The sequence below is a fragment of the Pontibacterium granulatum genome (assembly GCF_029961155.1).
GTDB lineage: Bacteria > Pseudomonadota > Gammaproteobacteria > Pseudomonadales > Balneatricaceae > Pontibacterium > Pontibacterium granulatum.
The window spans coordinates 139424-152586 of the sequence record NZ_JASBRH010000005.1 but is presented as its reverse complement, the minus strand read 5'-3'; the positions used below and the strand labels follow the sequence as shown (position 1 = coordinate 152586).

At 51.9% G+C, this 13163-nt stretch carries 12 protein-coding genes; 9 read left to right on the top strand and 3 right to left on the bottom strand.

Annotated features, from left to right (window positions below; all coding sequences use genetic code 11):
- Positions 1-10: 10 nt before the first annotated feature.
- The 5 genes from QKW35_RS06795 (at position 11) to QKW35_RS06775 (ending at position 8274) form a co-directional block, all read left to right on the top strand.
- Positions 11-2236, top strand: coding sequence for a dehydrogenase E1 component subunit alpha/beta (locus QKW35_RS06795; protein WP_282351721.1), 2226 nt, complete (start codon positions 11-13; stop codon positions 2234-2236).
- Positions 2237-2708: 472 nt separating this feature from the next.
- Positions 2709-4463 (top strand): SulP family inorganic anion transporter, encoded by a 1755-nt coding sequence (locus QKW35_RS06790; RefSeq protein WP_282351719.1) that lies wholly within the window; start codon positions 2709-2711, stop codon positions 4461-4463.
- A gap of 146 nt (positions 4464-4609) precedes the next feature.
- A complete protein-coding gene (locus QKW35_RS06785) occupies positions 4610-5356 on the top strand; it encodes a sulfite exporter TauE/SafE family protein (protein WP_282351716.1) in 747 nt (248 codons plus the stop codon).
- A gap of 199 nt (positions 5357-5555) precedes the next feature.
- Positions 5556-6551: an AAA family ATPase gene (locus QKW35_RS06780; protein WP_282351714.1), complete on the top strand. Its 996-nt coding sequence runs from the start codon at positions 5556-5558 to the stop codon at positions 6549-6551.
- Complete coding sequence (locus tag QKW35_RS06775; protein ID WP_282351712.1) at positions 6541-8274, top strand: cobaltochelatase CobT-related protein; 1734 nt, start codon at positions 6541-6543, stop codon at positions 8272-8274. Before QKW35_RS06780 ends, QKW35_RS06775 begins: the two co-directional genes overlap by 11 nt.
- A 50-nt stretch (positions 8275-8324) precedes the next feature.
- Here QKW35_RS06775 and QKW35_RS06770 read toward each other — a convergent pair whose 3' ends face one another.
- The gene (locus QKW35_RS06770) at positions 8325-8885 is read right to left on the bottom strand and encodes a TetR/AcrR family transcriptional regulator (RefSeq protein ID WP_282351710.1); all 561 of its coding nucleotides are present in this window, start codon (positions 8883-8885) and stop codon (positions 8325-8327) included.
- A 123-nt stretch (positions 8886-9008) separates the two neighbouring features.
- Here QKW35_RS06770 and QKW35_RS06765 point away from each other — a divergent pair, with 123 nt between their 5' ends.
- Positions 9009-9656, top strand: a complete 648-nt coding sequence (locus QKW35_RS06765) for a glutathione S-transferase family protein (RefSeq protein WP_282351707.1) — start codon at positions 9009-9011, stop codon at positions 9654-9656.
- 514 nt (positions 9657-10170) lie between these two features.
- On the top strand, positions 10171-10566 hold the full coding sequence (locus tag QKW35_RS06760; RefSeq protein WP_282351704.1) for a DUF3461 family protein: 396 nt from the start codon (positions 10171-10173) through the stop codon (positions 10564-10566).
- A gap of 96 nt (positions 10567-10662) precedes the next feature.
- On the opposite strand, the gene QKW35_RS06755 is transcribed toward QKW35_RS06760, so the two are convergent.
- Positions 10663-10869 carry a cold shock domain-containing protein gene (locus tag QKW35_RS06755; RefSeq protein WP_282351701.1) on the bottom strand — a complete coding sequence of 69 codons (207 nt, stop codon included), beginning with the start codon at positions 10867-10869 and terminating at the stop codon, positions 10663-10665.
- A 499-nt stretch (positions 10870-11368) separates the two neighbouring features.
- On the opposite strand from QKW35_RS06755, the gene QKW35_RS06750 reads away from it, so the two are divergent.
- Both QKW35_RS06750 and QKW35_RS06745 read left to right on the top strand, forming a co-directional pair.
- On the top strand, positions 11369-12112 hold the full coding sequence (locus QKW35_RS06750) for a sulfite exporter TauE/SafE family protein (protein WP_282351699.1): 744 nt from the start codon (positions 11369-11371) through the stop codon (positions 12110-12112).
- 97 nt (positions 12113-12209) lie between these two features.
- Complete coding sequence (locus tag QKW35_RS06745; RefSeq protein ID WP_282351697.1) at positions 12210-12551, top strand: hypothetical protein; 342 nt, start codon at positions 12210-12212, stop codon at positions 12549-12551.
- A gap of 21 nt (positions 12552-12572) precedes the next feature.
- Here the strand turns inward: QKW35_RS06745 and QKW35_RS06740 are convergent, their stop codons facing one another.
- Positions 12573-13160, bottom strand: coding sequence for a nucleotidyltransferase family protein (locus QKW35_RS06740; protein ID WP_282351695.1), 588 nt, complete (start codon positions 13158-13160; stop codon positions 12573-12575).
- Positions 13161-13163 lie beyond the last annotated feature (3 nt).

Genomic DNA, 13163 nt, shown 5'->3' with positions numbered 1-13163 from the left:
AGGCCATAGGATGCAAAATCGAGCCGAGGTAATCGATCAGAACTTTGTTAAACGGGTGCTCAAAGGCGATCTGCCTGTGCTCACCAGCCGCCAAGACCTGAACCCGTCAGGCCTTGACCAAGACGCGTTGGTTCAGTTGTTCGAAAGCCAGCTGTTAAGCCGTCACCTGGATCTTTGTTCACGTAAGCTGCAGGCGCGTGGCGAATCGTTTTACACGATCGGTAGTGCTGGCCACGAAGGCAACGCTGCTATCGCTGCGGCATTTCGTCAGGATGATATGGCGTTCCTACACTATCGCGACGCAGCGTTCCTGATCCAACGCGCGCGACAAACCCGCGGGCAAGACCCCGTCTGGGATATGCTGCTCTCATTCACCACATCCAGCGAAGATCCCATCTCCGGCGGACGACATAAGGTACTGGGCAGTAAATCGCTGTATGTGCCGCCTCAAACGAGCACTGTCGCTTCACACCTGCCCAAGGCCCTGGGCACTGCCTACAGCATTCCACTGGCGAAACGGCTGGATCTGGCATCTACACTGCCCTACGACAGCGTGGTTATTTGCTCCTTCGGTGATGCGTCCGCAAATCACAGCACGGCCCAAGGCGCATTCAACGCAGCTTGCTGGGCCGCCTTTCACAAAGTGCCGTTACCGCTGGTGTTTATCTGCGAAGACAACGGTATCGGTATATCCACGCCCACGCCCAGCGACTGGATTGAAACCACTTTTCGCAATAAGCCCGGCCTCCACTACCTCCAGTGTAATGGTCTCAATTTGCTCGACACCTACCAAGCCGCCTGCGAAGCTGAGCGCCTTGCGCGCTGCCACCATCAGCCCGTGTTCCTTCATGTGCGCTGTATTCGTCTACTTGGACATGCCGGTTCCGATGCGGAGATCGCTTACCGCAGCCAGGAGCAGATCGAAGCAACGGAAGCGCAGGACCCATTGCTGTATTCAGCACGTCTGCTAATTGATAACGCTGTACTGTCACCGGTGCAGATCGTCAGCTTGTATCAGGCAGCCGCTGCAGAGGTCGCAGAAACCGCCGAGCGGGCAATCCAACAACCGAAACTGGGGTCTGTCGAAGAAGTGATGCGCTCTTTGATACCACCGCGCCGATCCCGCTCAACATCAGTCCCGCGTACTGCGCAACAATCTCACCCTTTATTCGAACACGAACAGAAAAGCATTCACGAACCTCAACACATGGCCCGTTTGATCAACTGGGCCCTGACCGACCTGATGGCGCGGTACCCTGAGATCATCATGATGGGCGAGGATATTGGCCCTAAAGGCGGGGTATACAACGTTACCGGCCAACTCTCCAAGAAATTCGGTAACCACCGTGTGATCAATACCCTGCTGGATGAGCAAAGCATCCTGGGACTTGCTATAGGCAGCGCCCACAACGGTTTCTTGCCAATCCCTGAAATTCAGTTCCTGGCATACGTCCATAACGCAGAGGACCAGATCCGTGGCGAAGCTGCCACGCTCAGCTTTTTCTCAAACGGCCAGTTCACCAATCCAATGGTTATCCGCATTGCGGGGCTCGGATACCAGAAAGGCTTTGGCGGTCACTTCCACAACGACAACAGCCTGAATGTATTCCGTGATATTCCAGGCGTGATCGTTGCCTGCCCAAGTAACGGGCAGGATGCTGTAGAGATGTTAAGGGAGTGCGTACGCCTGGCCCACGAAGAACAGCGCGTGGTGGTGTTTATAGAACCGATCGCGCTTTACATGACCCGCGACCTGCATGAACCTAATGACGGGCTTTGGACGTTCAAATACCAGCCTATTGAAAACAGCAGCCCTATCCCCCTAGGACGACTGGGGCACCATGGAGACGGCACCGAACTGGCAATTCTCAGTTACGGCAACGGTTACTATCTGAGCCGTCAGGCAGCCCAAATATTGGAACAGGTACACGGTATCAGTCTGCGTGTGATAGACCTGCGCTGGCTCGCTCCATTAAACGAGACGGAGATCATCACTGCCGTTCGTGGTTGCGACCGTTTGTTGATTGTTGATGAGTGCCGTCGCACCGGATCCCTGAGCGAACAACTGGTAACGCTGATCCACGAGGAGTTAGACAATCCTCCTCCCATGAAACGGATTTGTGCGGAAGACAGTTTTATCGCTCTTGGTCGCGCGGCCACCGCAACCCTACCCAGCAAGGAACGCATTATCAGTACCGCGCTGGATTTTCTGACGCCGGACCACCTGAGCGATTAGTGTGCCTACATTACCGTATCTGTTGCGAAATCCGTCATAAGTTCCGGCACGCTTAAGAGGGTGTTGTAAAACGACTGCGCTTGCTGATACGGCGTTTAAAATCTCCTCAAAATGCTCATTTACACCTACATATTGTAGGGCAGTCCTTCAGACTGCCGGCAGCGTGAACGCTGCCCTACAAACAGTCCTAAAATACGTTGCCGTGTACGTTGTCGCAGCTTTTTGCCTTGTCTCAGCTGCGTTCATTCCGTTTTACAACACCCTCTTAACGTGGAAGTACCTCTCAATACAAAAAATTCCAACGTTATTGATGGAGTAAACACAACGTTCATCAGCCCTATTGTCATCCTTACGCACCTGATAGGAAACGCACGGTGGTCTTAAATTTCATAGATATCTGGTCCTAGGCACGCCAAACCACTGGCGCTAAGTTGCTTTAAACAACATTTTTAGGCAATTAAGGGATCGATCTATGAGCAGTTCCTCGGCAAGCAAACAGTCAGGCCTTACACGTCTGTTTCCTTTTCTGATCTGGATGAGGACCCTCACGCTCAACAAAGCACGAGATGATTTTTTTGCGGGTTTAACCAATGCCGTCATCGTGCTGCCTCAAGGTGTTGCATACGCGTTGATAGCGGGCCTGCCGCCTGAATACGGGCTATACGCCGCAATCATACCGGCCATCGTCGCCGCCCTGTTTGGCTCATCATGGCACCTTATTTCCGGACCAACTGCAGCGCTGTCCATCGTTGTGCTGACAACCGTAAGCCCGCTTGCCGAAGTGGGCTCTGATGAATACATCAGCCTGGCGCTAACGCTTACTTTGATGGCCGGTCTTTTCCAGCTGTTACTTGCTCTGTTCCGATTTGGCACTCTGGTTAACTTTGTCTCCCATTCAGTGGTCGTGGGATTCACTTCAGGCGCAGCCATTGTGATCGCATCCAGCCAGGTTAAGAACATTCTGGGTATTTCAATTGAGAGTTCTGGGTCGTTTATCTCAACCTGGCAAGGTGTTTTCGCAGCCGCCCACGATACCAACTTCTACGCGGTATCCGTGGCCGTACTGACGGTTGCTGTGTGTATAGTTTTCAAGACATTTCTGCCCCGCTGGCCGAATATGCTGATCGCCATGGTTGCGGGCAGCGCATACGTTTGGTGGCTAGATGCCGATGAGAAAGGCATCCGACTGGTAGGCCAGATTCCGTCATCCATGCCTTCGTTTAATCTTCCCGGCATTACACCCGATCTGTTTTCTGACCTCGCTCCGGGGGCAATGGCCATCGGTTTGTTGGGATTGGTTGAAGCAGTATCGATTGCACGCTCGGTCGCGACACGCTCGCGCCAGACCATCGACGGCAACCAGGAATTTTACGGTCAGGCACTGTCCAACATCATCGGCTCTATGTTTTCAGCATACGCATCGTCAGGCTCATTTACCCGCACGGGAGTGAACTACACCTCAGGTGCAAAAACCCCACTCGCCGGCGTTATCGCAGCAATCTCATTAGCCGTGATCGTGTTGGTTTTTTCTGAGCTGACAGCGTACATCCCAATTCCAAGCATGGCGGGCCTGTTGCTCATCGTTGCCTACAACCTTATCGACATGCACCACATCCACAGCATTTTCCGTGCTGGTCGATCTGAATTCGCCGTACTGTTCGTTACCTTTAGCGCAACACTGGTGATGGCACTGGAGTTTGCGATTTATATCGGCGTGATTCTCTCGCTGGTGTTCTACCTGAAGCGCACCTCTCAGCCTCGCATCGTGGAGCTTTTCCCTACGCTCAAAGATGGCAAGCCGTTTTTTGACGAACTCCCAGCAGCGCGAGAGACCCCATACTCCGGTTGCCCGCAGCTTAAGATTATTCGCATCGAAGGATCTCTGTTTTTCGGTGCCGTCAATTACGTTAAGGATTATCTGGAACGCATCAACGCACCTAATGTGTTGATCATCGGCAACGGCATGAACCACATCGATATTGCAGGTGCAGAGATGCTGAAGCACGAAACCGAACGTCGTGCGGACTCCGGCGGGCGCCTATACCTCAGCAACCTTAAGTCACAAGTTGATAACTACCTTCACCGGGAAGAATACCTTGAGGCTATCGGTACGGATGCGTTTTTCCAATCCAAAGGAGATGCAATCAAGTTTATCTATCAGCGCCTGGATGCAGAGCGCTGCCAAAGCTGCCAAAGCCGTATCTTCAAGGAATGCAGTAGCCAATAACCTCTCTCTGGGGCCAGATCCTTATATCTGGCCCCACTCTAAGGTCTAATCTGGACCGCGATCCCAGTCATGGAACCTTCTATATTGCATTCCCCGAGGGCGTCTCCTTCCCAAGGGCAATGTTTGTATAGAAGGCTACCTCCACGATGGAAATCCAGACTCTCATCCCCTTTATCGCAATTATTGCGTTCGCCACCTACGTTCAAACCGTTACCGGATTTGCGTTGGGTATGATCGTTATGGGGACCGTAACGACATTCGACCTGGTTCCGATTGCCTTCACATCGGTTGTAATCAGCGCGGTAACCTTCGTGAATGGTCTGGTTGCGGTAAAGGGAAACGTTGACGCATTAGACATAAAACGCGTGATGTTCACCTGCGCGGGCATGTTTCCAGCGATTCTGTTAGGTCTATTGCTGCTAGATTATATGAGCACCGAATTCAATCATGTGCTGCAGCTCCTTCTGGGGGGATCCATTATCGGTGCGGGTCTGATGATCATGCTCAAGCCCGATCCGCTAGCGCACCCCTCCTCACCGATCACCTTCGGTGCGTCAGGAGGTGCTGCGGGCGTGATGGCCGGTCTATTTAGCATGGCTGGCCCCCCGCTGGTGTATCTGTTCTACCGCCAACCATTCGAGCTGAAGACCATTCGCCTCTGTCTGGTCACAATCTTCCTGCTCTGCGCCGTGATGCGCACCGGTATGGTGGGCGCACAGGGTGGACTGACAATCGAGATGGGAATCTTCTCTGTGCTGTGTATCCCGATGGTGACGATCTTTACCTGGATTGGGAAGAAATACCCGCCTCCGCTCAGCAACAACAATATGCGACGGTTTGCGTTTTTCCTGCTGATTCTGATCGGTATCAGTCTGATTCTGAAGAACCTGTAATTGTGTGAATACGTTGTAGCAGCCCGCTCCGAGGGCGACTGTTTATGCCTCTCAGAATTGTCGCGGTCGAAGCCCGCTGCTACATGCAATCATAACGACAACATCTGGCCATAACGAAAGCGCGAAACTGGCTCAGTTGCATCGATTGGCCATCCCATACACTGAAAACAACAATAAGATTTAACAGGATTACAGCTCTATGTCCGATATTAAGGTAGACCAGCCGGATATCATGATCTCCGTGCGCGACGTGTTTGGTATTGATACCGATCTCAAAGTACCCGCGTTCAGCCAACGCGACGACCACGTACCAGAGATCGATTCGGCCTATCAGTTTAATCCTGAAGTAACTCTGGCGATCTTAGCCGGCTTCTGCCGCGATCGCCGTGTAATGGTACAAGGTCTGCATGGTACCGGTAAGTCTACCCACATCGAACAGGTCGCGGCACGCTTGAACTGGCCGTGTGTGCGTATCAACCTGGACGGCCACATCAGCCGTCTTGATCTGGTCGGTAAAGACACCATCGTTCTGCGTGACGGCAAACAGGTCACCGAGTTTCAGGAAGGTATTGTACCTTGGGCGCTGCGTCGTCCTACCGCGCTTATCTTCGATGAGTTCGATGCGGGCCGTCCGGATGTGATGTTTGTGATCCAGCGTATTCTAGAGCGTGACGGCAAGTTCACGTTGCTCGACCAGAACGAAGTGATCCACCCTCACGCCCACTTCCGCCTGTTTGCCACCTCCAATACCATCGGCCTGGGTAACAGCACCGGCCTGTACCACGGCACGCAGATGGTGAACCAGGCGCAGATGGACCGCTGGAACATCGTGACCACCCTGAACTACCTGCCGACCGATGACGAAGTGAAGATCGTCCAGGCACGGGTGCCGAGCCTGAATAACGCGTCCGGCAGCGAACTGGTTCGCTCCATGATTGCCGTCGCAGATATGACCCGCAACAGCTTCGCTGCCGGTGATATCTCTACCCTCATGTCTCCACGTACTGTGATCTCCTGGGCGGAAAACATTGAGATCTTCCGTGATCCTGCGATCGCCTTCCGCCTCTCCTTCCTCAACAAGTGTGATGAAGTGGAGCGTCCAATGATCGCGGAGTTCTTCCAGCGTTGTTTTGATGAAGAGCTCAGCGAATCCTGGGCCCATCAGGCAGCTGGAGTAATGGCAGATGGCCAATAACAACAACCCTCGGCAGGAACGCTTACAGCAGCAGGTAGAGGAGCTGTGCGGCGCGTCTATTCGTGCCCTCTCCGGCGAGCGTCAATTTGCGTATCGCGGCCGTCGCCCAGAGATCAACGGTCGCCCGTCCGGTATCCGTGCACCACACCTGAAACCCGACCTGGCGAAAGACGACTTCACCTCTTTCCGCGGTGCTGCCGATGGTATCGCCCTGCGCCTGCAACACAGCGACCGGGATCTTCATCAACAGATGATGCCTGAATCCGCCGTCGGTCAGCTTCTGTTCGAGTTGCTGGAGCAACTGCGCGTTGAGACCCTGGTTGAAGACAAATACCCGGGCGCAAAGAAGAACCTGGATTATCGCTACAAAGCCTGGTGTGCAGAGTTCTGTGCATCCAATATGACCGAAAACCACGTTGGCCTGCTGGTATATACCGTTGCCCAAGTAGTGTGGTCTCGCCTGTCCGGACAGCCGGTAAACGAAGCGACGGAGGGTCTGATAGAGCCTCATCGCATGATGCTGGCACCGCACATCGGTGGTGCGTTGGTCGGCATGAAACGTAACGTTCATGACCAGGTTAAGTTTGGCGAAAGTGCCCATGAGTTGATCCAGGTGATCGACGAGCTGGTCACCCAACTAGACGATGCAGATGACGTTGACGGCAGCGAATCTAAAGCCGATGAAGCGGTGCGTAACTTCGGTCTGATCCTCTATCCGGACAGCGACCAGAACGGTGAAATGCCGGGTCAGGCGACGCAAAGCCACCGCGATCGTTACCGCGATCTCCTTGATGCACTGGAAAGCTATCAGATCTATTCCACGGAAAATGACCGTGTAATCGAAGCTGAGAAACTGGTACCTGAGTTCCTGCGCAAGAAACTGCGTGTTCAGCTGGATGAACTGATCCGGGGTCAGGGAGTAAACGTGCCCCGCCTCGCTCGAGACCTCGCCATGATTCTTTCGGCGCCGGAACTGGACGGCTGGAACTTCGGCGAGGAAGAAGGCTATCTCGACGCGCGCCGTCTGAACAAGCTGGTCACCTCGCCTGATTTCCGTCAGCTGTTCCGCAAGGAGCGTTACCAACCGCACAACAACTGCATGGTCACCTTCCTGATGGATAACTCCGGCTCGATGAAGGAGCATATCGGTCAGGTGGCAACACTGATCGAGATTATGTGTCGTGCCCTGGAGAAAGCCGGTGCCAGCACAGAGATCCTCGGATTCACCACCCGTTATTGGCAAGGCGGCAAACTGTTTAAACGCTGGATTGGCGAAGGACGCAAGCCTAACCCTGGTCGTCTGACATCCCTTGAACACATCGTTTACAAGGATGCCGATACGCCTATGCGTCATGCTCGCAAGAATATCAGCGCCATGTTGAAGCCCGATATTTTCAAGGAAGGTATCGACGGTGAAGCACTGCTTTGGGCTGCGGACCGCATGGTAGGCAGACCTGAGGAACGACGCATTCTGATTGTATTATCTGATGGTTGCCCGATGGAAACGGCTACCAACCAGGCCAACGAACAGGACTATCTCGATAACCACCTGAAGCAGGTTGCATCGATGCTGGAAGCACGCGGTGATATTGAGCTATACGCGCTTGGCTTTGGCCTCGACCTCAGCCCGTACTACCGCCATAACCTCGCTTTGGATCTGCCTGAAACGCTGGAAAACAGCGTTTTTAAAGAGATCCTGAAGCTGTTGGCCCGTCGGCGTTAATTCCCCCATGAACCACCCGGCTGCATCAGCGTAGGGTGGTTACTTTCACTCTAAACAGAGTCAGGTAAAACGCCCTCCCTGCACGCTTCCAGCAGCTGTGTAGCGAGTTCTTCATCGCTGATCGCTCTGGAGATCGCCATACCCCCTATCATCAGTACCGCTTTACGTAAAGCATCACCCTGGTCTGTTCCAAGAGCGGCGCTGTCTTCAATCAGTCCTACAACCCCCTTAAATACCTGTGTATAGGTATCACGCACCTCCACATCCCGCTGACCAATGTCAGTGATCAGCAAGGCCAGCGGACAGTTGATTATCTCACCGCACCGGTGGGCCTCGCCCAGATACCCTCGAACGACCTTTTCAATATCAAAACGTTCATCCATTTGTGCGAGTGCTTCGCTGTGCGCAAGGCGGGCTGCAGTCGTAATGGATTCGGCATAGAGTTCAGCCTTGGACGAGAAATGCGCATAGAATGCCCCACGGGTCAGCCCCGCATCAGCCATAACCTCGTTGATACCTACATGATCAAAACCCTGTTGAGTAAACAGCTTCGCCGCACTGGCAAGTATACGTTCGCGGGTATGCTTTTTCTGTTCAGGACTCCAAGGCATGGGAACATCTCTCAATCAATACCGAATAGTTCGATCTTACCCGAACCCTACAATATGTTCTTTAACATATTGTGGTACTGGCTAGCATGATAGGTAACCCACTACAGAAAAGGATCTGTAATCATGTCTGCGAAAGTTCATATACTCGGCCCCACATTCAGCAGTTTTGTTCGTTCAGTGATGCTCTGTTGCGAAGAGAAAGGCATCAGTTATGAAACCAAGTTCGAAATTGACGGGCAACCGCTCAGCCTGAATGACGAAACACACCTGCAGTACCACCCTTTCGGTAAGATTCCGGCCCTAATTCATGGCGAACGATCTGTATTTGAGACTGCAACGATCTGCCGTTATCTGGATGCCACATTCGACGGCCCAGCGCTGCAACCGACCGATATTTACCAGCGTGCCGAGGTAGATGAATGGGCCGCAGCTCTGTCGATTTATGTTGATAAGGCGATCGTACGCCAATACCTGTTGGAGTTCGCTTTCCCCAAAGGCCCTGAAGGCCAGGTACGCTTGGATAAGGTGACCGAAGCGGAACCAGAGGTTGCCAGAATGCTTAGCATCGTAGAGAAACAATTGGGCGATAATGATTTTATATGCGGTAGTGAATACACATATGCAGATGCGATCCTCACCCCGATGCTCGACTACCTGTCAGGTACTCCGAATGCGACCAGTCTGATGCCAAACAACTCAGTGCTAATGGACTACTTGTTGCGTATGCGAGCACGTCCTTCAGCCGTTAATGCACTTACTTCAGACAGTTAACCTATTCGCCGACCTGAAGCATTATGTTTAGCGCTACAGGCCGGCATTTTAACTCTATCAATCTGGACCAAAAGAACCGCTTAAAACGCCTCGATTTGGCACCAACGATGATATTATTTCCTTTAATATCAAACACCTAAACTGGCACCATCAAATATCATTGTTTGGTCCTTTCTGGTCCCAAGGTATACCCCTAGTATTGCCGCCGAAAGCTGCTTACCAAGCATCACTTCCGTCCCAGGTGGGTTTCTTTTAGTAAGTCGCAATCAGGGCCCTGCCCATCCCTGAAACAGGTCTTCTGTCTCAGCTCAAACAATAATAATCAGGCGCTACTGAACCGCTCATCCGGTTCCTAGGCACCGATTGATCGTCGCAATCACAGCGATACAGAACGCGCTTCTTCTATACTTCAGGGGTAACCCGGTTTTATGTGAGGTCAGGAGGAGCCAGCAAAACCTATTTTTTGAGCCCGGCGCTCCTGAGATGGAGTGCTCATTACTGAGAATACGCAAACATGTCCGAATACCCGACCCTGGAAAAAATGGGCGTCAAATCTGTTGAGAGCATCGAAAAGTACACCGTACGCCACCAGGGCGACACCGATGTACTGAAGATCTATTACAAGCGCCCAAAAGGCTCTCTGCTTTCACGCAGCAAAAAATTCTCATTTGTACGTGGCCGTCGCGGTATCCCTCTGGAAGCCCAGAACTCAAAAGCATTTGAGAAGATGGACAAAATCAGCCCTCAGCTGCTCGCAGCTCTGGAAGAACTGAAGAATCTGGATGCAAGCCGTAAAGAAGTTGATCCGGTTGATCCAAAAGAGAAGTTCCTGTCTGATCTGGCGCACATGGAAAAGGTGATGAACCAGAAGATCGAAGAGATTCGCCGCCAGATCAACGAAATGGAGTGATCTCGTCACTCATGCATAAAAAAGCCACCCAACGGGTGGCTTTTTTGCTTCTGACTAATCGATATGGCCGGCGAACAGGGCCGAGCAACAATGGCGTCAATCTACCGTTTGAATGTTAATTGCGTGCGTTCCCTTAGGACCTGCGGATGTTTCGAATTGAACGGTCTGCCCTGCCTTCAAGCTCTTGTACCCGTCTGCCACAATCTTCGAATAGTGTGCAAACAGATCTTCGTTATATTCAGGCGAAACGATAAATCCAAATCCTTTGGCATTGTTGAACCACTTAACCGTGCCGGTATGCATCTTTATACTCCCCTTCGCGCGTTCTGGCCTCACGCGCGACCTCACTACGTTGCAGTAATGTTCTGCCGCTACAACATCGCTTCAGCAAACCTTTACTTTCCAAAAGCCACTCCGCTGTGGAGCAAGCCCATTCTAATTACTCTGCCTTTAGGTTTTTCGTTAAAGCTTGAAGGCAGCAACATCGGTAAAAGTCACATCCGTTGGTCCCATTAAGGGATTTTACCTATCCATTCCCTGTTATAAAAAGTAGCCACTTATAAGCAAACTTTGTATAGGAAAAATTCCTAAATTGGCCCTGAACTAGACTTTTGGACAGGATTTCGCTCGCTTAAACAGGTGAAATACATAATAGACCAATTTCATAAAAACCAAGGGGGGACCTCTCTTTTTTACTCAGGTGCCAATCACTAAGCTTAACTGGATCTAAGCTACGGCATCTGACCCCGATAGCATCACGATAACCATAAACCATCAGTAACCACTACTAGAGGACCATCAGATGACGATCGAACAGATCATCTTTTTTATCCTGGTTATGATCCTCGGGAGCTATACGCAAACGGTTACCGGCTTTGGTATGGGCATGATCGTTCTGGGGTTTGTTGCCCAATTTGACCTCACATCGATTACCTTTGCTTCAGTCATCATTAGTCTGATGATGCTTGCGAACGGCTCTATCGCCTTAAAAGGCAAAATCGACGTGATTGACCGCCCTGCACTGACCTACGCATTGATTGGCCTTGTGCCCACACTGATTTTGGGCGTATTTCTTTTGACGTATTTGAGTCGCGACTTTGCACGTATTCTGCAAGGTATTCTGGGTGGGGCCATCTTCATGGGTGGCGTGTTCATCATGCTAAAACCGGAGCCACTTAAAGCGCGTAGCGGGAACCTCTCGTTCAGCGTCGCTGGCGCAACAGCGGGTGTATTGGGCGGTCTTTTCAGTATTGCGGGGCCACCTCTGGTCTATCAGTACTACCGTCAGCCGTTTACCTTAGAAAACATCCGTCTCTCCTTGTTGGCGATCTTCCTGATGATGAATATCGGACGTTTGATTGTGCTCGGCATTCAGGGTGAACTCACACTAGAGATGCTTTGGATCGGCTTGTTTTGTGTACCTGCAGTATCTTTCGCCACGATTGCCGGTCGACGCTGGCCACCGCCGGTCAGCGATAACACGATGCGTAGAATCGCGTTTCTATTACTCGTATTGATTGGAATTAGCTTAATGCTGACAGCCTAGAGTTGCAGTGAAGCCACACCTGGTTAAGTTTCAGGCAACTCCCAAACCTGAGTGCTACCCTTGGTTATGTAAGATCCTTTTAACGGGAGAGGTAACCATGAACACGTTTACGATCGAATCCTGGTGCAAACCTCCTGGTGCTGAGAAATCAATGCCAATGGGATTAATCAGCTTCAGGGGTGGTGAGGACTACCGCTTGCAGATGGAATCTCTCGAAGAGCGTTTGGCCGCCAGTGACGAAACACAAGCCGACATCTCCGTGAGTATGTCCACACTCGAGCTTAAAACACCGGATGAGTGTGGCGAGCTGGCTGACGCACAGTTTCATGTGTTTGTGAAAAAGCATGACAAACGTGGCCACTTTTTCCTCAAAGGTCACCGAAAGTCAGATGACGCGTTGATCTACTCCAATGCTGTGATGGTCGATGAATTGGGTTAGCGACAGATAACGTAAACAGCGTCAGGGCCGCACTAAGGAAGATGAGGCCCTTTTCTCATTGAGTGCTGTTAACTGGTCACGGGTATCGATATCGATGGCCGCTGATGGCATCTCCAGTTCGACCACATCTAACCGCTCATTTGACAGCAATGGCTTTGCTCCTTTCTCACCTGTCAGGCCTAACAATTCAGGAAACAACGCTTTGCGAAACAGTGCCGGAACACCACGCGTGCCGTTGTATTTTGCGCAGGCGATCTGGTGATTGCCTAAGCTGTCGATCAAAGCTTGCAGCCCGGAAGCGTCTATCTCGACCTGATCCGCGAGCAAAATGAGGATCCCGTCGCATTGATCCGCCAACTGTGCCACACCAAAGCTGATTGAGTTACCTAGACCTCGATTCCACTCTGGGTTAAAGACCAGATCACATTCGGGAATCGCCCCCTCTTGCTTGGCACAATCCAAAGCATGATGCCAACGTCCGGTCACCACAATGCGTTTCGCAGCATTCAGCTGCTCAGATTCGTCCAATGCGTTCTGGATCAGCGGTTTGCCATGCAGATCAGCCAGTTGTTTGCAGCCACAAAAACGCTTGCTCTCGCCAGCGGCCATGAT

What these genes read in the sequence shown, in the direction of transcription:
- QKW35_RS06795 (WP_282351721.1), top strand. Translation starts at nt 11, where the DNA reads ATGCAAAATCGAGCCGAGGTAATCGATCAGAACTTTGTTAAACGGGTG.
- QKW35_RS06790 (WP_282351719.1), top strand. Translation starts at nt 2,709, where the DNA reads ATGAGCAGTTCCTCGGCAAGCAAACAGTCAGGCCTTACACGTCTGTTT.
- QKW35_RS06785 (WP_282351716.1), top strand. Translation starts at nt 4,610, where the DNA reads ATGGAAATCCAGACTCTCATCCCCTTTATCGCAATTATTGCGTTCGCC.
- QKW35_RS06780 (WP_282351714.1), top strand. Translation starts at nt 5,556, where the DNA reads ATGTCCGATATTAAGGTAGACCAGCCGGATATCATGATCTCCGTGCGC.
- QKW35_RS06775 (WP_282351712.1), top strand. Translation starts at nt 6,541, where the DNA reads ATGGCCAATAACAACAACCCTCGGCAGGAACGCTTACAGCAGCAGGTA.
- QKW35_RS06770 (WP_282351710.1), bottom strand. Translation starts at nt 8,885, where the DNA reads ATGCCTTGGAGTCCTGAACAGAAAAAGCATACCCGCGAACGTATACTT.
- QKW35_RS06765 (WP_282351707.1), top strand. Translation starts at nt 9,009, where the DNA reads ATGTCTGCGAAAGTTCATATACTCGGCCCCACATTCAGCAGTTTTGTT.
- QKW35_RS06760 (WP_282351704.1), top strand. Translation starts at nt 10,171, where the DNA reads ATGTCCGAATACCCGACCCTGGAAAAAATGGGCGTCAAATCTGTTGAG.
- QKW35_RS06755 (WP_282351701.1), bottom strand. Translation starts at nt 10,869, where the DNA reads ATGCATACCGGCACGGTTAAGTGGTTCAACAATGCCAAAGGATTTGGA.
- QKW35_RS06750 (WP_282351699.1), top strand. Translation starts at nt 11,369, where the DNA reads ATGACGATCGAACAGATCATCTTTTTTATCCTGGTTATGATCCTCGGG.
- QKW35_RS06745 (WP_282351697.1), top strand. Translation starts at nt 12,210, where the DNA reads ATGAACACGTTTACGATCGAATCCTGGTGCAAACCTCCTGGTGCTGAG.
- QKW35_RS06740 (WP_282351695.1), bottom strand. Translation starts at nt 13,160, where the DNA reads ATGGCCGCTGGCGAGAGCAAGCGTTTTTGTGGCTGCAAACAACTGGCT.